The following is an 18,999-nucleotide window of genomic DNA, read 5'->3' as shown; positions in this document are numbered from 1 at the left end:
CCGCTTTGTGCCTGTTCACAACTATTTATGATCCGGCATTCATGGGGGGTTGACTTTCATTTGGCGTAAACGTATGTTTCAAACACATGTTTGAAAGTGCTATTTGCGGCACAGAATGCAGCCTCGGCTGCCCTTGCATCTGATACTACTGTTGAGGTCAAGCACCATGCCCGATTACAAGGCCCCCCTGCGTGATATCCGTTTTGTTCGCGACGAGCTTCTGGGTTATGAAGAGCACTACCAGAGCCTGCCTGGTTGCGAAGACGCAACACCCGATATGGTCAATGCGATTCTGGAAGAAGGCGCCAAGTTCTGCGAGCAGGTGATTGCGCCGCTGAACCGGGCCGGCGACAGTGAAGGTTGCACCTGGAGCGCTGATGGCGTGACCACGCCGACTGGCTTCAAGGAAGCCTATCAGCAGTACGTTGAAGGCGGCTGGCCGAGTCTGGCACACGACGTCAACCACGGTGGTCAGGGCCTGCCCGAGTCGCTAGGTCTGGCGATCAGTGAGATGGTTGGCCAGGCCAACTGGTCTTGGGGTATGTACCCTGGCCTGTCCCACGGTGCGATGAACACCCTGGATGAGCACGGCACCGACGAGCAAAAGCACACCTATCTGACCAAGCTGGTCTCCGGTCAGTGGACTGGCACCATGTGTCTGACCGAATCACATTGTGGTACCGATCTGGGCATGCTGCGCACTAAGGCCGAGCCACAGGCCGATGGCAGCTACAAGATTTCCGGCACCAAGATCTTCATCTCCTCCGGTGAGCACGACATGGCCGAGAACATCGTCCATATCGTTCTGGCACGTCTGCCCGATGCTCCCGCCGGCACCAAGGGTATTTCGCTGTTTATCGTTCCCAAGTTCCTGCCTGACGCCAATGGCGAGAAGGGCGAGCGTAACGGCGTAAGCTGTGGTTCGCTGGAGCACAAGATGGGTATCCACGGTAATGCGACCTGTGTGATGAACTTCGACGGCGCCACCGGCTTCCTGATCGGGCCGCCGAACAAGGGCCTGAACTGCATGTTCACCTTCATGAACACCGCGCGTCTGGGTACCGCGCTGCAGGGCCTCGCGCACGCTGAAGTCGGCTTCCAAGGCGGCATCCAGTACGCCCGCGATCGTCTGCAGATGCGTGCTCTGACCGGCGCCAAGGCACCCGAGAAGGCGGCTGATCCGATCATCGTGCACCCTGATGTTCGCCGCATGCTGCTGACCATGAAAGCCTTCGCGGAAGGTAACCGCGCGATGGTTTATTTCACCGCCAAGCAGGTTGATATCGTCAAGAACAGCCAGGATGCCGAACAGAAGAAGCAAGCTGACGCTCTGCTGGCACTGCTGACGCCTATTGCCAAGGCGTTCATGACCGAAGTGGGTTTTGAAGCCGCCAACCACGGTGTGCAGATCTACGGTGGTCACGGCTTCATCGCTGAGTGGGGCATGGAGCAGAACGTGCGCGATGCTCGTATCTCTATGCTGTATGAAGGCACCACTGGTATTCAGGCCCTCGACCTGCTGGGTCGCAAGGTTCTGATGACTCAGGGCGAAGCACTCAAGGGCTTTACCAAAATCGTGCACAAGTTCTGCCAGAGCAACGAAGGCAACGAATCCATCGCTGAGTTTGTTGCGCCCCTGGCACAGCTGAACAAGGAGTGGGGCGAGCTGACCATGAAGGTGGGTATGGCTGCCATGAAGGATCGCGAGATGGTTGGTGCTGCGTCGGTTGATTACCTGATGTACAGCGGCTACGCGTGCCTGGCCTACTTCTGGGCTGACATGGCCCGGGTTGCTGCGGCCAAGCTGGCCGAGGGTACTTCCGAAGAGGCCTTCTACAAGGCCAAGCTGCAGACTGCGCGCTTCTACTTCCAGCGTATCCTGCCGCGCACCCGTACCCACGTTGAGAGCATGCTGTCGGGCGCCGACAACCTGATGGAGATGGACGCCGAGCACTTCGCTCTGGGTTACTGATCCAGCGTGCAGCTGAGCTGCAAATAAAAAGGCCGCTCCGGGGAACCGGGGCGGCCTTTTTCGTCATGCGCTGATCAGCTATCGCGCGCCAGGCGGATACCGCTGAACTGCCATTGGGCGGCGGCCGGGAAGAAATTGCGATAGCTGTTTCTGCTGTGGCCCGCCGGTGTGGCGCAAGAACTGCCGCGTAGCACCATCTGATTGATCATGAACTTGCCGTTGTACTCACCGACAGCGCCGGATGCCGGTTGATAGCCCGGGTAGGGCAGGTAGGCGCTGTTAGTCCACTGCCACACCTGGCCAAACAAGCCCGCTAGATCCGGAGCGTTTTGTGCTGCGTGCTCCCACTCGGCTTCTGTTGGCAGGCGCCCGCCCGACCAGCGCGCAAAGGCATCGGCTTCGTAGAGATTGACGTGGCACAGTGGTGCTGCGTGGTTCAGCGGTTGCAGGCCGGCGAGGGTGAATAGCTGCCACTGTTGGTCTGCATGTTGCCAGTACAGCGGACACGCAGCATGATCCTGACAGACCCAGTCCCAGCCGTCGGAAAGCCAGAGCTCAGGCCGCTGGTACCCGCCGTCGGCGATAAAGGCGAGAAAGTCCCCGTTGCTGACGTTACGCTCGGCAAGTTGAAAAGGCTCCAGCCAGACTCGGTGGCGCGGCCCTTCGTTGTCATAGCTGAAACCGCCGGCGGGCGCGCCTATACCGCACAGCCCGCCTGCAAAGGTCCGGAATGTCACGGGTTGGGTGACTGCGCGTTCATCTGGTTGCTCTGGGGCGCGGTCGCGCCAAGCCGGATGCAGCGGATTACAGGAAAAGTGGTGTTTCAGATCGGTGAGCATCAACTCCTGGTGCTGCTGCTCGTGCTGTAGTCCGAGTGTCACCAGCTCAGTAAGTGGTGCTAGCTGCGCGGGGTGGGCCAGTAGCTCCTGCATCTGGTGATCTACCTGTTTGCGGTAGTGCAGGATTTCCTCCAGGGAGGGGCGCGATAACAGGCCGCGCTCAGCGCGCAGGTGGCGCTCGCCAATACCAACGTAGTAGGAGTTGAACAACACCCTGTAGCGTGGGTCGACTGGGTCAGGAGGGGAGGGCAAGGCTCCCAGCACGAACGTTTCAAAAAACCAGGTGGTGTGTGCCAGATGCCATTTCAGTGGGCTGGCGTCTGGCATGGACTGTAACTGACAATCCTCGGCGCTGAGGCCGCGGATCAGTTCAAGTGAGTATGCACGGGTTTGCGCGTAGCCGAACGCGAGGCCGGTGTTTGCGCTCTGTCTGGCTTGAGTATTCATACCGGCTCAGCCAGAAAGACGCCGAACCAGTCTTGCGGATCAGTCCAGTAGTGGCTGCACCGCAGACCGCTAGCTGCTAGCAGGGCGCGGAACTCATCCAGGCTGTATTTGTGTGAGTATTCGGTCAGTATGCCCTCGTCCTTACCGAAGTAGCGGCGGGTATGGCGACCCAGGCTGACGCTGTGCTTCTCACGGGCGATCAGATGCATTTCGATACGCCGATGCGCCTCGTCGAATTGTGCGAAGTGACGGAACCTTTCCGGTTGGAAGTCGGCATCCAGTTCGCGGTTGACGACCTCGAGTACGTTCAGGTTGAAAGCGGCAGTAACGCCGAGAGCGTCATCGTATGCAGCCTCCAGAATGGCTCTGGGCTTTATCAGGTCCGCGCCGATCAGCAGTCGACCGTGCTCTCCGCAGTGGGCTCTTATGCGTCGCAGGAAGCGCATCGCGGCGCGGGGTTCAAAATTGCCGATAGAAGAGCCCGGGTAAAAAAACACCGGCGGGGCGTTGGGCTCTTCTGCCAGCAGCGCATGCAAGTCGAGGTGTTGGGTAAAATCGCTGACCACGCCGACGCACTCGAGTTGCGGGTGCTGCTGGGCAACGCTGATCATCGAGCTTTGTAGAAACTCACCCGCAATGTCGACACCGATGACACGTGCAGGTTTTATAGAACTCAGCCATTGCAGCGTTTTGCCGCAGTCCCCGCAGCCAAGGTCTATCCATTGCAGGTCCCTGGGCAGCTGGGCGGCAATGGCGTCGCGGTGTTCGGAGAATATCTGGGCTTCGGTGCGGGTGGGGTAATACTCGTCAAGCCGACAGATGTCGGTGAATAGCTCACAACCACGGTCATCGTAGAAATACTTTGAGTCGATGTGTGCCTGTGTTTGCAGCAACCCGTGTAGCAGTTGCTGGCGCTCATCCTGCGCTGGAAGCCGCAGGGTGGTCTCTAGTCGGGGCAGTTCAAGGGCAAGGCTCACGAAGCGTTTTCCTCCGCAGGTCAAAGACGCGTGTCTTAAAACCTAGCAGGCCGCTTCTGATCATGCCAATGTAGTTGTCGAGTGAGGCGCGGGTGTGTGACCTAGTACCGGCTGGGTTCAGAGGCCCTTGGCGCTGTCTGCCAGCTGGCGGATAATCTTGAATAACTTGCGCGCGGCGGTAGGTGCCTTGTTCTGCTCTGCTTCTTTGTTGGCTTGGCGTACCAGTTGACGGATGTGCTGTCGGTCGGCGGACGGGTAGGCAAGCATGAAAAGCTCCAGCTCGTCAGCGCGGCCGGTCAGCAGGCGATCGCGCCAGCGTTCCATCTGGTGGAAGTGCTGCGCGTGTGCCTGGGTGCTGCTGTCGATGAGATCCAGGTAGGTTTGAATGGCGTCAGTATCCTGGTCGCGTACCAGTTTGCCGACAAAGCTCATGTGGCGCTTGAGCGCGCCCCGCGCGGTGTGTTTTGGTGCTTCGGCCAGGGCTAGGCGCAGTTTGTCGGTCAGCTCAAGTTTGTTCAGTTGCTCGGGCTTGAGGGCGATCAGGCGCCGGCCCATCTCCTGCAAGGCATCCATTTCCCGCTTGATCTGACTTTTGCTCTTGCCTTCGTCAACGGGTTCGAGGGATTCGTCTTCGTGAAACTCGGTCATGGCGTGCCTGTTGAAAGTTGCTCTGGGTGATTGCGCTGCGGGCCTATGATACCCGTTCTGGCGTGCACAGGGGTAATCCGCTGTGGTCGGCTGCGGCGCAAGGCCGCTACAATGGGGCGCATTGCCATGGAGGAATTATGACTGCACCAATTGCGACGCAATCCGAAGATCCGCAGGTGCTGCGTGCCAGCCTGGAGCAGCGCGTAGCCTTTATCGTTGATGAGGCACGCCGCCAGGGCGCCAGTGCCAGTGAAGTCGGCGTGAGTCAAAGTACCGGGCTTTCCGTCGGGGTGCGCAAGGGCGAGGTGGAAACGGTTGAGTTCAACCGTGATCAGGGCTTTGCCATTACGCTGTACGTGGGCCAGCGCAAAGGCTCGGTTAGCACCTCTGACACCTCCGACGACGCGATTCGCAAGGCGGTGGAAACCGCGCTGGTGATTGCCCGGCACGCGTCCGAAGACCCGAGCGCGGGCTTGGCCGACGCCGCGCTGATGGCGCAGCAAATACCGGATCTTGACCTGTTTCACCCGTGGAATATCAGCGCCGAGGCTGCCATCGACAAGGCGCTGTTGCTGGAAGCGGCTGCCTTGGAGGTTGACTCGCGCCTGACTACCGACAGTGCGCAGATCAGCACCCAGCAGGGCTGCCGTGTGTATGGCAATAGCCACGGTTTTATCGGCAGTTCCATGGGCACCCGGCACAGCGCCGCCGCTGTGTTGATTGTCGGCTCCGAACAAAGCATGCAGCGTGATTACTGGTACGCGGTGGACCGGGTTGCTTCGCGGCTGCCGAGTGAGCAGTCAATCGGCCGTAAAGCGGCTGAACGTACCCTGTCGCGCCTCAACCCAAAACCGGTCAAGACCGCCAAGGTGCCGGTGCTGTTCGCGGCCGATCAGGCGGTGGGGCTGGTTGGGCATCTGCTGGGCGCTATCTCCGGGGGGGCGGTATACCGGCAATCGACCTTTTTGCTGGACGCACTAGGCGAGCCAGTTTTCCCGAACTGGATGACCATGCAGGAGCGACCGTTTGAGCTGCGTGCGCTGGGCAGTTCCGCCTTCGACGGCGATGGCCTGGCGACGCGCGAGCAAGCCTTCATCGACCAGGGGCGGCTGAGTAGCTGGATACTTTCCACCTATTCCGGCCGGAAGCTCGGCATGCCCAGTACGGCCAACGCTGGGGGCGTGCACAACCTGCAGGTAACCAGTAACGCCGGTGACCTGCAGTCGCTGCTCAAGGAGATGGGTACCGGTCTGCTGGTCACCGAGTTGATGGGGCAGGGGGTTAACGGTGTAACCGGGGACTATTCACGCGGTGCTGGGGGCTTCTGGGTTGAAAACGGTGAGATTCAACACGCGGTGAATGAAGTGACCATTGCTGGTAATCTGCGCGATATGTACGCCAACCTGCGCTGTGTGGGCAACGATCTGGAGCGTCGTGGCAATTATCTGACCGGTAGCTGGCTGGTCGATGGCATGACGGTGGGCGGCGCTTAGGGCGTGCAGCTCAAAAGCTAGCGAGTATCTTTTCGCTGCGCTGGAGCGAATCAAGCGGCCGCACCTCGGCCGCGGATCAGCTCTGGCAGGGAAAGGGGGAGTGCAGCTATTCGCCTTCGCCGAAATAATCATTAATCAGCGCAAGCAACTCATCCAGCGCCTGCTCGGCCTGCTCGCCTTCACAGCTGATGCAGATCTCGCTGCCTTTGCTGGCAGCGAGCATCATCACCTGCATGATGCTCTTGCCGTCGACCTGCAGGCTCTCTTCGTCCTGGCCGACCCTAACCTGACAGCCGTAGCGGTTGGCAACGCCAACGAATTTCGCCGCAGCGCGCGCGTGTAGGCCGAGTTTGTTGATGATTTCTACGCGGGTGGTTGGCATATCAGGGCAGGTCGCGGTGGCGAATCAAAAGGTTGGGTGTGCTCTCGCCCAGCTCTTTTACCAGGCGCTCGACCAGATAAACCGACCGATGATGTCCGCCTGTGCAGCCTATCGCTATCGTCATGTAGCTCCGCTCGCCGGCAGCGTAGCGCGGTAGCCATTTTTTCAGAAACTGGCGAATGTCCTGATACATATCTTCAACATCGGGTTGGCTGTCGAGATATTCGCGGACCGGCTCGTCCCGCCCTGAACAAGCACGCAGGTCCGGGCGCCAGTACGGGTTTGGCAGGCAGCGTACGTCGAAAACCAGATCAGCATCGGCCGGCACACCGCGCTTGAAGCCAAACGACTGGATCAGCACCGAGGGCGTGCTGCCCTGGCTACCCAGCAACCGCTGCTTGATTTGATCGCGCAACTGGTAAAGGTTCAGGTGACTGGTGTCGATCTTCAGTGTTGCCAGGTCAATGATAGGCTCAAGGATCCGCAGTTCTTGGGCAATGGCTTCTGCCAGAGAGCGTTCGCTATCGGTCAGTGGATGCTTGCGACGGGTTTCCGAGAAGCGTTTTATCAATACTTCATCGGTTGCGGCAAGGAAAAGTACGTCGCAGTGTACACCGGCATCGCGAACCTGTTTGAGCAGCTCCGGGAAGCGTTGCAGGTCGCTGGCGAGGTTGCGGGCGTCGATGCTGATGGCCACTGCGGGCAGGCTCAGCTCGGCCTCGCTGGCCTGTTTGGCCAGCTCCGGTAGCAGGCCAGCCGGCAGGTTGTCTATGCAGTAGAAGCCATTGTCTTCCAGCAGGTGCAACGCGGTACTTTTACCTGACCCGGAACGGCCACTGACGACAACCAGGCGCATTGGCTTCAGCCTCCATCGCCGGCGGTCATGACCTCGTAAAGGCTCTGGGCATCGGGGGCGGCGCGCAGCGCATCGCGCAGCTCGGCCTGGTCGAGTTTACCCGCCAGCATTTTCAGAATTTGCAGGTGCTGGTCGGTGGCTTCCTGAGGGACCAGAAGAACAAAGATCAGGTCAACCGGTTGGCCGTCCAGCGCATCGAAATCGATTTTTCCATCAAGCTGCAGCAGGGCACCGATTGCCTGATGGCAGTCTCCCAGACGGCAGTGAGGAATGGCGATACCATTGCCGAAGCCGGTAGAGCCCAGCTTTTCGCGGGCAATCAGGCTTTCGTAGATGGCGTCGGGGTCAAGGTTGGTGTGCTGGGCAACCAGCTTGCCGATCAGCTCCAGCACACGCTTCTTGGATCCCCCCTGAACGCCCGAAAAGGTGCGGTCAGGGGTCAAGATATGGTCTATTTGCATGGTTATGCGGTGAGATTCGCGTTAACGGTCGTTGGCGCCTTGCAGGCGATCGATGTGTTTTTCCTTGTGCTTGATCAGTTGCCTGTCAAGCTTGTCGGTGAGCTGGTCGATGGCGGCGTACATGTCGGTATGCTCGGCAAGGGCGACAACTTCGCCGCCGGCGACATGCAGGGTTGCTTCAGCTTTCTGACGGAGTTTTTCGACTTCAAGGGTTACTTGGACGTTGGTGATCTTGTCAAAGTGCCGCTCCAGGCGGGCCATTTTTTCAGTGACGTAATCGCGCAGTGCGTCAGTGATATCGAGTTGATGACCGCTGATGTTCAGTTGCATACGGCTTCTCCTGATTGGCTTGATGTTGCTGGGTGACCAGACGTCACCCGGTGGTGCCACTGTATGTTCCTTGACAGCTTAAACCAGTCTCTTGCGTTCGCTCGACGGCGCGATGTTGAGCGATTCGCGGTATTTTGCGATGGTCCGGCGGGCCACTTCAATGCCTTGTTCTTCCAGTAAACCAGCGATCTTGCTGTCGCTCAATGGTTTCTTTGGGTTTTCTGCAGCAACCAGCTTTTTAATCAGCGCACGGATGGCAGTGGAGGAGAATTCGCCGCCTTCGCTGGTGCCCACATGGCTGGAGAAAAAGTACTTGAGTTCGAATATACCGCGTGGTGTATGCATGAATTTCTGCGTAGTTACCCGCGAAATGGTCGACTCGTGCATGCCCACAGCTTCGGCAATGTCATGCAGAACCAGCGGTTTCATTGCTTCTTCACCCTGCTCAAGAAAACCGCGCTGATGTTCGACGATCTGGGTGGCGACCTTCATCAGGGTTTCGTTGCGGCTTTGCAGACTCTTGATGAACCAGCGCGCTTCCTGCAGGTGATTGCGCAAGTAGGTGTTGTCTTCGCTGGAATCGGCACGGCGGACCATGGAGGCGTACTGGCCGTTGACCCGAACCTTGGGCACTGACTCCTGATTTAACTCGACCAGCCAGCGATTGTTGTCCTTGCGCACTATTACATCGGGGATGACGTATTCAGGCTCGCCGGAAGCAATCTCACCGCCGGGCCTTGGATTCAGTGTTTGGATCAACGCCACAGCATCACGAAGCTGATCTTCTTTAAGTTTGCTGCGGCGCATCAGCTGAGTGAAATCGCGGCTGCCGAGCAGTTCAAGATGGTCGCGGATGACCCTGGTAGCCTGCTCCAGCATGGGTGTATCTGCCGGCAACTGCCGAATCTGCAGCAGCAGGCATTCACGTAGGTCGCGTGCGCCAATGCCAACCGGTTCGAACTGCTGAATGCGGTGCAGCACCATCTCGACCTCGTCCATTTCGACCTCCATTTCGGGAGGTAGCGAGGCGAGAATATCGTCCAGGGATTCTTCCAGATAACCGTCAGCGTTGATGCCGTCGATCAGCGCAATGGCAATTTCATAGTCGGTTTCCGACATCGGGATGAGGTTAAGCTGCCATTCCAGGTGGCTTTGCAGGGTTTCACCAGTGCCGGTGCGCGAGGTGTAGTCCCAATCCTCTTCATCCTGACTGGGCAGGGAGCTGGCCGAGGTTTGATAGACATCTTCCCATTGGGTGTCTACCGGTAACTCGTTGGGAATCTGTTCGTTCCAGTTGCCGTCTTGCTCGGGCTGACTGTGCTGATCAATGGCGTCCAGCGAGACCGGTTCGGGCACGGTGACTGCAGTGTCGTCCCCGCCGTTGTCGCTGTCGTTGGCATCGTTGCTGCCGGCGCTGTAATCGTCGTCGCCTTCATCGGCCATCTCCAGCATGGGATTGGCCTCCAACGCCTCCTGCACCTCTTGCTGGAGGTCGAGGCTGGATAGCTGTAGCAGTCTGATGGCTTGCTGCAGCTGCGGCGTCATCGTCAGCTGCTGCCCCATCTTGAGGACGAGCGAGGGTTTCATTGTGTGGCGAATTACCTTGTGCGCTTGATCAAACTGTTATCGAGGCCGCTCGGGCTCATGTTGTTTTGTAGCATGCCTGAAACCTTTGCCGTTTTATAGCCGGAAGGCGTGGCCCAGGTAGACGTCCTTGACTGTCTGATCGGCCAGCACGGTATCGGCGTCACCTTCGGCGATAATGTGACCGTCGTTGACGATGTAGGCCTTGTCGCAGATATCCAGTGTCTCCCGCACGTTGTGATCGGTAATGAGGACACCGATACCCTTGTCTTTCAAGTGCTGGATGATTTGCTTGATGTCGCTGACCGAAATGGGGTCCACGCCGGCAAAAGGCTCGTCGAGTAGGATGAAACTCGGGTCAGTCGCCAAGGCGCGCGCAATCTCGGCGCGGCGGCGCTCGCCACCCGACAGGCTCATGCCCAAGCTGTTCCGCAGATGCTGAATGTGAAACTCGCGCAGCAGCGACTCCAGCTTGCCCTTACGACCTTCGGCGTTGAGATCCTTGCGCGTTTCCAGGATGGCCATGATGTTGTCGGCGACCGTGAGCTTGCGGAAGATCGAGGCTTCCTGAGGCAGGTAGCCAATACCTTCGCGGGCACGGCCATGCATGGGCAGTGCGGTGATGTCGCGGTCGTCAATCTGTACCGCGCCCTCATCGGATTTGACCAGGCCGACAATCATGTAAAAACAGGTGGTCTTGCCAGCACCATTGGGTCCCAGCAGGCCGACAACCTCGCCGCTGTCAATTGAGATCGAGACATCCTTGACGACCTGACGTGCCTTGTAGGCCTTCGCCAGGTTACGGGCCTGTAACGTGCTCATGGCGCGTCTGGCTCGCTGGTGTCTTCGGCCGGTACGGTGCTCTCTGCGTTGCGACTGCGCGGCTGGATGGTTATCTCGATGCGGCCATTGCCGTTGCTTTCGGCGCCACTTGCCCCGCTGTTGCTGTTGCGGCCCGCATCAACTACCTGAGCGGGAATGTCATAGCTCACATAGTCACCTTGAAAAGTGTTGCCGGACTGCTCGAGAAAGGCCTTCTCGATCAGTACTACGCGCTCATCGGCGGCGTGGTACTCGATGGTCTGTGCGCGGGCCTTGACCGGCGCCTTGTTGGCTTCCGGCGTCTGCTGATAAGTGGCCGGGCCGCCCTGAGTCACCAGCTTGTTCAGCTCGCCATTGGCGTCAGTGGTCAGGGTGACGCGGCTGCCAGTCAGACGCATGCTGCCTTGGGTGATGATGACATTGCCGGTGTAGACGGCGGTGTTGCGCTTGTCATCCAGCGTGGCGGCGTTAGCCTGAATGCGAATGGGTTGGGCGCTGTCGCTGGGCAGGGCAAATACGGCCGCGGCTGGGTACAGCAGCAACGTCATGACAAAGAGGGATTTAGCGCACCTCATGTTGGCCTCGTACGGTGGACAGCAGCTGCAGGCGGCCGTCATTAAGAAATAACTGCATGCCCTTGGCGGTGGTGACGCTGCGGGCTGCTTCGATTTTAACCTCTTGGTCCGTTTCGGCATAATCGCGCGCCGGAAACAGCGTCAGGGCGGAGGTGGTCAGGCGACGAGTCGGCTGATTGGCGATCTCCTGTTGCAGCAGCACATTGCTGCTCAGGTCAACGCGATCGCCTTTTTCGGTCACCAGGCCTTCGTCAGCTTCGAGTAGCCAAGGTGCCGGTTCGTCGCCCCGATAAAACAATAATTTTGGCTGTTCCAGATGAGTGCTGCCATCCTCGACCTGGTGAATGGCGTGCGTCGTGGTCAGCTCATAGGTGGTTTTGCCCTGTTCGTTCAATGCCTGGATACGGGCGTTGTCTATATAGAAGTCAGGGCGCGCAGCGGACTGGCTGCCGGCGGGTGCAAAGCTGGCCGGGCGAATATTCCAGTAACCCATGCTCAGCGCCAGCACCACCCCCAGCAGCACCAGCAGACCGGTCAACAGGTAGCGCGGTACGCTGAGTTTCACAGGTAGGCGGCCTGGGCATCTTCTAGCGTGCCCTGTGCCTGCATGATCAGCTCACAGAACTCGCGCGCCGCACCGGCGCCGCCGTTGGCCTGGGTCACGCCATGGGCGTGTTTGCGCACAAAGCCATCGGCGCTGGCCACGGCGATGCCCAGGCCAACCCGGCGAATCACCGGCAGGTCGGGCAGGTCGTCGCCTAGAAAGGCGATTTCATCCAGCTCAACCGGCACCAGTTCGCGCAGCTCGCCGAGCGCGGTGAGCTTGTCTTCGCGGCCCTGAATGAGGTGTTTGATGCCCAAGGCGGCAGCACGGCGCTCCACCAGGGGTGACTTGCGGCCGCTGATGATGGCGGTCTCCACGCCCGAGGCGATGAGCATCTTGATGCCATGGCCGTCGAGCGTGTTGAACGACTTGAATTCGGTGCCGTCGGGCATGAAGTACAGGCGACCATCGGTGAGCACGCCATCGACATCAAAGATGGCCAAGCGGATGGCGCGAGCGCGCTCGGTCAGTTGTTTCGGGGTCTGGTTCATACTACTCCTGCGCGCAGCAAGTCATGCATGTTCAGGGCGCCGACGGGCAGGCCTTCGGCGTCCACGACAAAGAGGCCGCTGATTTTCGCGTCTTCCATGATTTTCAGCACTTCGGCGGCGAGCATACCACTGCGTGCGGTCTTGCTGTGTGCGGTCATCACTTCGGCGATGGTCATCGCATGGAAGTCTACGCTCTGGTCCAGCGTGCGGCGCAAATCGCCGTCAGTGAAAATGCCGATCAGCTGTTGTTGCTCATTGATCACGCCGGTCAGCCCCAGCCCCTTGCGAGTCATTTCCAGCAGCGCATCGCGCAACGAGGTCTGTTGCTTAACCAAAGGCATGCTGTCGCCGCTATGCATTATATCGTCGACCAGCAACAGCAGGCGCCGGCCGAGGCTGCCGCCCGGGTGCGAGAAGGCGAAATCTTCAGCGCTGAAGCCGCGGGCTTCAAGTAATGCGATGGCCAGTGCGTCGCCCATGACCAGAGCGGTTGTGGTGCTGGAAGTCGGCGCCAGATTCAGTGGGCAGGCCTCTTGCTCCACTGCCGTATCGAGGTTGGCAACGGCGGCTTGAGCCATGGTGGATTCAGGGTTGCCGGTAATGCTGATCAGCGGCACGCCCATGCGCTTGATCAGCGGCAGCAGGGTGACGACTTCAGCAGTATTGCCGGAGTTGGACAGGGCGATGACTACGTCCTGGGGTGTAATCATGCCCATGTCGCCGTGACTGGCTTCGCCCGGGTGGACGAAGAAGGCGGGGGTGCCGGTACTGGCCAGCGTGGCGGCCAGTTTGCGACCGATGTGGCCGGACTTGCCCATGCCGGTTACGACGATCCGTCCGGTGCAGGCTAGCAGGGTTTCGCACGCCTTCTCGAAATGGCTGTTCAAACGCTGTAGCAGGGAGTCTACGGCGTCGCGTTCCAGTCCGATTGTGCGGCGCGCGGAGGCTATGTAATCAAAGTTGGGCATCGTGCTTCATCTGTGATCGCTGAGCGGTGAAGTATAGCGGGTTGTGTCGCGTAACTCACCAGCCGGCACGTTTTCCGGATCGGACTGTCCCACCTAGTACCCAATTATGGGTAACGGATTGTTTCCCGCCTTGGGCTGTACTGGTGTAACTGATATATTACGCGGCTTAACTTGCCCGAGGTGTGGGCGCGATCGGGAAGAGCACATCCAGATATGACCGATTCTTCGGATTACATTGTTGATCTGCAGCAGATTACCTTTCGACGGGGCTCGCGGCTGATCTTCGATGGCGTGGATATTCGCATTCCACGCGGCAAGGTGACCGGCATCATGGGGCCGTCGGGTTGCGGCAAAACCACGTTGTTGCGCCTGATTGGCGCGCAGCTGCGGCCGGACAGTGGCGCCATCTGGGTCAATGGTCAGAATATTCCCGAGCTGGGTCGCGAGCAGCTGTTTGCCGCGCGTCAGCATATGGGCATGTTGTTTCAGAGTGGTGCCCTTTTTACGGATCTCAACGTCTTCGAGAATGTAGCCTTTCCGCTGCGTGTGCATACCGAGCTGTCGGAAGACATGATTCGTGACTTGGTGCTGCTCAAGCTGCAGGCCGTTGGCCTGCGCGGTGCGCGCGAATTGATGCCCGATGAGCTGTCTGGTGGTATGAAGCGGCGGGTAGCGCTGGCACGAGCGATTGCGCTGGATCCTGAGTTGATGATGTACGACGAGCCCTTCGTGGGCCAGGACCCGATTTCCATGGGGGTGCTGGTACGCCTGATCCGTTTGCTGAACGATGCGTTGGGGCTGACCAGTATTGTCGTTTCGCACGATCTGGCGGAAACCGCGAGCATTGCTGACTATTTATATGTAGTGGGTGACGGTCAGGTTCTGGGCCAGGGTACGCCGGATGAACTGATGAATTCGGATAATCCGCGCATTCGTCAATTCATGCAGGGTGAGCCGGATGGTCCGGTCCCCTTCCACTTTCAGGCGCCTGAATACTTGTCGGACCTGTTGCAGCGGGAGCACAAGCAGTGAGCGTGATGTCGCGGGTTGGCCTGCTTGGCCGCGCTGGTCTGGATACCCTTTCGGCACTGGGTCGCTCTGGACTGTTTCTATTCAACGCATTGCTGGGGCGCGCGCGTTTCGGGAACGCCTTTACGTTGCTGCTCCAGCAGCTCTATTCGGTGGGTGTGCTGTCGCTGGCCATTATTATCGTGTCGGGGTTGTTCATCGGCATGGTGTTGGCCCTGCAGGGTTACAACATTCTGGTTGGTTACGGCTCAGAGCAGGCGGTCGGTCAGATGGTTGCGCTGACGCTGTTGCGAGAGTTGGGCCCGGTAGTGACGGCGCTGCTGTTCGCTGGTCGTGCGGGGTCTGCGCTGACCGCCGAGATCGGTCTGATGAAGGCCACCGAGCAGCTGTCCAGCATGGAAATGATCGGTGTTGATCCGTTGAAGTACGTGATAGCGCCGCGGCTGTGGGCCGGGTTTATATCCATGCCATTGCTGGCCATGATCTTCTGTGTGGTCGGCATCTGGGGTGGCTCACTGGTCGCGGTGGACTGGTTGGGGGTTTATTCCGGCTCTTACTGGGCGAATATGCAAAATTCGGTTGAGTTCGTCGATGACGTGCTCAACGGCATGGTCAAGGCGGTGGCCTTTGCCTTTGTGGTTACCTGGATAGCGGTATTTCAGGGGTACGACTGTGAGCCGACCTCGGAGGGCATCAGTCGCTCAACCACGCGCACTGTCGTCTATGCCTCCCTGGCCGTGCTTGGGCTGGACTTTATTCTCACTGCTTTGATGTTCTGATTAGCCAAGGAAACAACCAATGCGTACCCGTAATCTGGAATTGATCGTCGGTGTATTTATCTTGGCGGGGCTGCTTGCCCTGGCTGTGCTGGCGGTTCGGGTAAGTGGGCTCACCCCCAGTAGTGCCGGCGACACCTATAGCGTGCATGCCTATTTTGATAATGTGGCCGGGCTCACGCCCAAGGCCAAAATCACCATGTCGGGGGTAACCATCGGCCAGGTCACCGCTATCGAGTTTGACAAGACCCGTTACAGTGCCCGCGTCGACATGGCGATCAGAAGCAATATCAATACCCTGCCGGCGGACAGTACAGCCTCGATTCTGACCGCCGGGCTGCTCGGCGAGAAGTATGTCGGCATCTCCGTGGGTGGCGATGATGAAGTGCTGACTGACGGTTCGGAAATTTATGACACCCAGTCAGCCCTGGTGCTCGAAGAGCTGATTGGGCGCTTTCTGCTCAATACCGTGAGCAAAGAAGATTGATCAGCGTAGCTAACAGGAGAGTCACCATGCGTGCAGTAACCCAGTTTTTTCTGGCCCTGATGGTCAGTATGCCTGCCTTGGTGCTGGCCGCTGCAGCCACACCTCAGCAGGTGGTGGACGATACCTCGCGCAAGGTCATGCAGGTGCTGGACGCCAACCGTGAAACCTATCGCAACGATCCTGACGCTTTTTTGCAGGGGCTCAATGAAGTGCTTGATCCGGTCGTCGACTTTGAAGGTATTGCCAGCAGTGTGATGACAGTTCGCTACAGCCGTAGCGCGTCAGATGAGCAGGTACAACGCTTCATTGATACCTTCAAGCGCAGCATGGTGCAGTTCTACGGGAATGCGCTGTTGGAGTTCAAGAGCGGTGAAATTACCGTGCTGCCGCCGAACAGCCGTGAGCCACGCCCGGATCGGGCCAGCGTCGACATGCAGGTTAAGGCCAATGATGGTCAGATCTACACCGCCACCTACACCATGAGTGAAGTTGATGGTCAGTGGAAAGTGCGCAACGTGATCGTCGAGGGCATCAATATCGGGCTGCTGTTCCGCGATCAGTTTGCCCAGGCGATGAAAGCCAATCGCAACGATCTCGATGCCGTGATCGATAACTGGGGCAGCGTGGTTGCCAAGTCGCGTGACACTGTCAAGCAGGAAGCCAATCAGTGAGTGTCGAGCCGGCACGCGCCAGCGTGCAGACGGGCGAGAACGGCCTGCTGCAATTGCAGGGCGATCTCGACTTTGTCAGCGTGCTGGCTGTGCGTGAACAGCTGGCAGAGCGGATTGCTGCCAGCAGAGGTGATATCATGCTCGACCTTTCGGGGTTGCAGCGGGTAAACAGCGTCGGTTTGTCGCTGTTGTTGCGCGTTGCCGAGCAGGCAGCCGAGTCTGGGCGTACCTTGCGCTTGAGCGGTGTGCCCGCAGGTCTGCGGAGCATTGCCGAGGTGTGTGGTCTGGATGTATGGCTGCATCAGGTATCCGCTGCCTGAACCCCGTTTTGCCTATGTTGTGGTTTGCCGCGAGGCAGGCCAGCCGATGGAGACACAGACCATGCAATCCACTGAAGTGAAACAGCTGATTGAATCCAGCCTGGCCGATACCCAGGTGGCGGTAGAAGGTGAGGGCTGCAACTTTCAGCTCAACGTGATCAGCGATGCACTTGCCGCGCAATCGCCGGTCAAGCGCCAGCAACAGATTTATGCCTTGTTGAATGACTATATTGCCGATGGTCGTATCCATGCGGTAACCATGAAGTTTTATACCCAAGAGGCCTGGGCGAGTCGCGCCTGAGGTCTGGAGAAAGAGATTCCGTATGGACAAGCTGATCATCACCGGCGGCAACCGCCTGGATGGGGAAATTCGTATTTCCGGAGCCAAGAACTCCGCCCTGCCGATCCTGGCTGCCACACTGCTGGCGGATGAGGCGGTCACCATCTGCAACCTGCCGCACCTGCACGACATCACGACCATGATCGAGTTGTTTGGTCGCATGGGCGTGCAACCGGTGGTGGATGAAAAGCTCAACGTAGAGGTCAATCCCACCAGTATCACCACGCTGGTTGCACCCTACGAATTGGTGAAAACCATGCGTGCCTCGATTCTGGTGCTTGGGCCGATGGTGGCGCATTTCGGCAAGGCAGAGGTGGCGCTGCCCGGTGGCTGTGCGATCGGTTCGCGGCCAGTGGATTTGCACATTCGCGGTCTTGAGGCGATGGGCGCAACCATTACCGTCGACGGTGGCTATATCAAGGCTGAAGCGCCACCTGGCGGCTTGCGTGGCGCGCATTTCTTTTTCGACACTGTGTCGGTGACGGGGACCGAGAATATTCTCATGGCCGCGACCCTGGCCAAGGGTAAAACGGTTCTGGAGAACGCTGCGCGTGAGCCTGAGGTAGTGGATCTGGCTGAATGCCTGATCGCCATGGGCGCGCAGATTTCCGGCCACGGTACTGCCACCATCACCATTCACGGTGTGGAGCGCCTGCATGGTGCGCGTTACTCGGTGATGCCTGACCGTATTGAAACCGGTACCTATCTGGTCGCGGCCGCGGCGACGCGCGGCCGTATCAAGGTAAAGGACACCGACGCCTCTATTCTCGAGTCGGTACTGCTCAAACTGGAAGAGGCGGGCGCCCATATCGATACCGGCAAGAACTGGATCGAGCTCGATATGAAAGGTAACCGTCCGCGTGCTATCAACCTGCGTACGGCGCCGTACCCGGCTTTCCCGACCGACATGCAGGCGCAGTTTGTGGCTATGAATACCGTAGCCGAGGGGACCGGTACCGTGATCGAGACCGTGTTTGAAAACCGCTTCATGCATGTGCAGGAAATGAACCGCATGGGCGCGCACATTCTGGTTGAAGGTAACACGGCCATTGTGACCGGCGTGGAGCAGCTCAAAGGTGCCCCCGTCATGGCAACGGATCTGCGCGCTTCTGCCAGTCTGGTGATTGCCGGTCTTGTTGCTGAAGGCGACACCATGGTTGACCGCATTTATCACATTGATCGCGGCTACGAATGCATTGAAGAAAAACTGCAGGCCCTTGGCGGTATCATCCGTCGGGTGCCGGCATAACGAGAGTTGTCATGAGCCAGAGTCTGACCATCGCGCTGTCCAAGGGGCGCATCCTCGACGATACCCTGCCGCTGCTGAAAGAAGCTGGTATCGAGCCGCTTGAAGACCTGGAGAAAAGCCGTAAGCTGATTTTCTCCACCTCCGATCCGGATGTGCGCCTGCTGATCGTGCGGGCCACCGATGTGCCGACCTATGTCGAGCATGGTGCCGCTGACCTTGGTGTGGCCGGCAAGGATGTGCTTATGGAGTACGGCAGCCAGGGGCTCTACGAGCCGCTGGATCTGAAGATTGCTATCTGCAAGCTGATGACGGCCGGCCCGGTGAATACGCCGGAGCCAAGCGGGCGGCTGAAGGTTGCAACCAAATTCGTCAATGTGGCGCGCCGTTACTATGCCGAGCAAGGGCGTCAGGTTGATGTGATCAAGCTCTACGGCTCCATGGAGCTGGCGCCGCTGGTGGGTCTGGCGGACAAGATCATCGACGTTGTCGATACCGGCAACACGCTGCGGGCGAATGGGCTTGAGCCACAGGAGATGATCGCTGACATCAGCTCGCGGCTGATCGTCAACAAGGCATCCATGAAAATGAAGCACGCGCGTATCAAGGCGCTGATTGATTTGCTGGCGACCGCGGTCGAACAACGCGCCAATTAGTATTTGTTTATTCCTACCCCACTGT

The 18,999-nt window shown here is 58.8% G+C and carries 23 protein-coding genes; 10 read left to right on the top strand and 13 right to left on the bottom strand.

The window, feature by feature from the left end:
• Positions 1 to 166: 166 nt before the first annotated feature.
• On the top strand, positions 167 to 1,972 hold the full coding sequence (locus tag V7747_RS16360; RefSeq protein ID WP_335617083.1) for a phenylacyl-CoA dehydrogenase: 1,806 nt from the start codon (positions 167 to 169) through the stop codon (positions 1,970 to 1,972).
• Between the two features lie 74 nt (positions 1,973 to 2,046).
• Here V7747_RS16360 and egtB read toward each other — a convergent pair whose 3' ends face one another.
• The 3 genes from egtB to yjgA form a co-directional block, all read right to left on the bottom strand.
• Positions 2,047 to 3,258, bottom strand: coding sequence for an ergothioneine biosynthesis protein EgtB (gene egtB, locus V7747_RS16355; protein ID WP_335617082.1), 1,212 nt, complete (start codon positions 3,256 to 3,258; stop codon positions 2,047 to 2,049).
• Positions 3,255 to 4,235: an L-histidine N(alpha)-methyltransferase gene (gene egtD, locus V7747_RS16350; protein ID WP_335617081.1), complete on the bottom strand. Its 981-nt coding sequence runs from the start codon at positions 4,233 to 4,235 to the stop codon at positions 3,255 to 3,257. The genes egtB and egtD overlap by 4 nt, the downstream gene beginning before the upstream one ends.
• A gap of 117 nt (positions 4,236 to 4,352) precedes the next feature.
• Positions 4,353 to 4,883, bottom strand: coding sequence for a ribosome biogenesis factor YjgA (gene yjgA, locus V7747_RS16345; RefSeq protein WP_335617080.1), 531 nt, complete (start codon positions 4,881 to 4,883; stop codon positions 4,353 to 4,355).
• A gap of 137 nt (positions 4,884 to 5,020) precedes the next feature.
• Between yjgA and pmbA the strand changes: the two genes are divergently transcribed.
• The gene (gene pmbA, locus V7747_RS16340; RefSeq protein ID WP_335617079.1) at positions 5,021 to 6,376 is read left to right on the top strand and encodes a metalloprotease PmbA; all 1,356 of its coding nucleotides are present in this window, start codon (positions 5,021 to 5,023) and stop codon (positions 6,374 to 6,376) included.
• A 106-nt stretch (positions 6,377 to 6,482) separates the two neighbouring features.
• On the opposite strand, the gene V7747_RS16335 is transcribed toward pmbA, so the two are convergent.
• The 10 genes from V7747_RS16335 to V7747_RS16290 all read right to left on the bottom strand — a co-directional run bounded on the left by V7747_RS16335 (position 6,483) and on the right by V7747_RS16290 (position 13,449).
• Positions 6,483 to 6,758, bottom strand: coding sequence for an HPr family phosphocarrier protein (locus tag V7747_RS16335; protein WP_092287881.1), 276 nt, complete (start codon positions 6,756 to 6,758; stop codon positions 6,483 to 6,485).
• A gap of 1 nt (position 6,759) precedes the next feature.
• Positions 6,760 to 7,614 (bottom strand): RNase adapter RapZ, encoded by an 855-nt coding sequence (rapZ, locus tag V7747_RS16330; RefSeq protein ID WP_335617078.1) that lies wholly within the window; start codon positions 7,612 to 7,614, stop codon positions 6,760 to 6,762.
• Positions 7,615 to 7,619: 5 nt separating this feature from the next.
• On the bottom strand, positions 7,620 to 8,075 hold the full coding sequence (gene ptsN, locus V7747_RS16325; protein WP_335617077.1) for a PTS IIA-like nitrogen regulatory protein PtsN: 456 nt from the start codon (positions 8,073 to 8,075) through the stop codon (positions 7,620 to 7,622).
• Positions 8,076 to 8,096: 21 nt separating this feature from the next.
• Positions 8,097 to 8,405: a ribosome hibernation promoting factor gene (hpf, locus tag V7747_RS16320; protein WP_092287884.1), complete on the bottom strand. Its 309-nt coding sequence runs from the start codon at positions 8,403 to 8,405 to the stop codon at positions 8,097 to 8,099.
• 78 nt (positions 8,406 to 8,483) lie between these two features.
• Positions 8,484 to 9,992, bottom strand: a complete 1,509-nt coding sequence (locus tag V7747_RS16315; protein ID WP_335617076.1) for an RNA polymerase factor sigma-54 — start codon at positions 9,990 to 9,992, stop codon at positions 8,484 to 8,486.
• Positions 9,993 to 10,085: 93 nt separating this feature from the next.
• Entirely contained in the window at positions 10,086 to 10,811 is a 726-nt protein-coding gene (lptB, locus tag V7747_RS16310) for an LPS export ABC transporter ATP-binding protein (RefSeq protein WP_335617075.1), read from the bottom strand.
• Complete coding sequence (gene lptA, locus V7747_RS16305; protein WP_335617074.1) at positions 10,808 to 11,386, bottom strand: lipopolysaccharide transport periplasmic protein LptA; 579 nt, start codon at positions 11,384 to 11,386, stop codon at positions 10,808 to 10,810. Before lptA ends, lptB begins: the two co-directional genes overlap by 4 nt.
• Positions 11,373 to 11,951 (bottom strand): LPS export ABC transporter periplasmic protein LptC, encoded by a 579-nt coding sequence (lptC, locus tag V7747_RS16300; RefSeq protein WP_335617073.1) that lies wholly within the window; start codon positions 11,949 to 11,951, stop codon positions 11,373 to 11,375. Before lptC ends, lptA begins: the two co-directional genes overlap by 14 nt.
• A complete protein-coding gene (locus V7747_RS16295; RefSeq protein WP_335617072.1) occupies positions 11,948 to 12,481 on the bottom strand; it encodes a KdsC family phosphatase in 534 nt (177 codons plus the stop codon). The genes lptC and V7747_RS16295 overlap by 4 nt, the downstream gene beginning before the upstream one ends.
• On the bottom strand, positions 12,478 to 13,449 hold the full coding sequence (locus V7747_RS16290; RefSeq protein WP_335617071.1) for a KpsF/GutQ family sugar-phosphate isomerase: 972 nt from the start codon (positions 13,447 to 13,449) through the stop codon (positions 12,478 to 12,480). The genes V7747_RS16295 and V7747_RS16290 overlap by 4 nt, the downstream gene beginning before the upstream one ends.
• 213 nt (positions 13,450 to 13,662) lie before the next feature.
• On the opposite strand from V7747_RS16290, the gene V7747_RS16285 reads away from it, so the two are divergent.
• From V7747_RS16285 to hisG, 8 genes are all read left to right on the top strand, one after another.
• A complete protein-coding gene (locus V7747_RS16285; RefSeq protein WP_335617070.1) occupies positions 13,663 to 14,481 on the top strand; it encodes an ATP-binding cassette domain-containing protein in 819 nt (272 codons plus the stop codon).
• A 5-nt stretch (positions 14,482 to 14,486) separates the two neighbouring features.
• Positions 14,487 to 15,257, top strand: coding sequence for a lipid asymmetry maintenance ABC transporter permease subunit MlaE (gene mlaE / locus V7747_RS16280; protein WP_335617195.1), 771 nt, complete (start codon positions 14,487 to 14,489; stop codon positions 15,255 to 15,257).
• Positions 15,258 to 15,276: 19 nt separating this feature from the next.
• Positions 15,277 to 15,741 (top strand): outer membrane lipid asymmetry maintenance protein MlaD, encoded by a 465-nt coding sequence (mlaD, locus tag V7747_RS16275; RefSeq protein WP_335617069.1) that lies wholly within the window; start codon positions 15,277 to 15,279, stop codon positions 15,739 to 15,741.
• 26 nt (positions 15,742 to 15,767) lie between these two features.
• Entirely contained in the window at positions 15,768 to 16,412 is a 645-nt protein-coding gene (locus V7747_RS16270) for an MlaC/ttg2D family ABC transporter substrate-binding protein (RefSeq protein WP_335617068.1), read from the top strand.
• Positions 16,409 to 16,732: an STAS domain-containing protein gene (locus V7747_RS16265; protein WP_335617067.1), complete on the top strand. Its 324-nt coding sequence runs from the start codon at positions 16,409 to 16,411 to the stop codon at positions 16,730 to 16,732. The genes V7747_RS16270 and V7747_RS16265 overlap by 4 nt, the downstream gene beginning before the upstream one ends.
• Positions 16,733 to 16,793: 61 nt before the next feature.
• Complete coding sequence (locus tag V7747_RS16260; protein ID WP_335617066.1) at positions 16,794 to 17,033, top strand: BolA family protein; 240 nt, start codon at positions 16,794 to 16,796, stop codon at positions 17,031 to 17,033.
• Between the two features lie 22 nt (positions 17,034 to 17,055).
• On the top strand, positions 17,056 to 18,321 hold the full coding sequence (murA, locus tag V7747_RS16255; protein WP_335617065.1) for a UDP-N-acetylglucosamine 1-carboxyvinyltransferase: 1,266 nt from the start codon (positions 17,056 to 17,058) through the stop codon (positions 18,319 to 18,321).
• Positions 18,322 to 18,332: 11 nt separating this feature from the next.
• Positions 18,333 to 18,974, top strand: a complete 642-nt coding sequence (gene hisG, locus V7747_RS16250; RefSeq protein ID WP_335617064.1) for an ATP phosphoribosyltransferase — start codon at positions 18,333 to 18,335, stop codon at positions 18,972 to 18,974.
• Positions 18,975 to 18,999 lie beyond the last annotated feature (25 nt).

Origin of the sequence: Halopseudomonas sp. (assembly GCF_036960865.1) — a bacterium.
Classification (GTDB): domain Bacteria; phylum Pseudomonadota; class Gammaproteobacteria; order Pseudomonadales; family Pseudomonadaceae; genus Halopseudomonas.
Note: the sequence above shows the minus strand (reverse complement) of the source record. Positions and strands in the feature narration are given on the sequence as shown.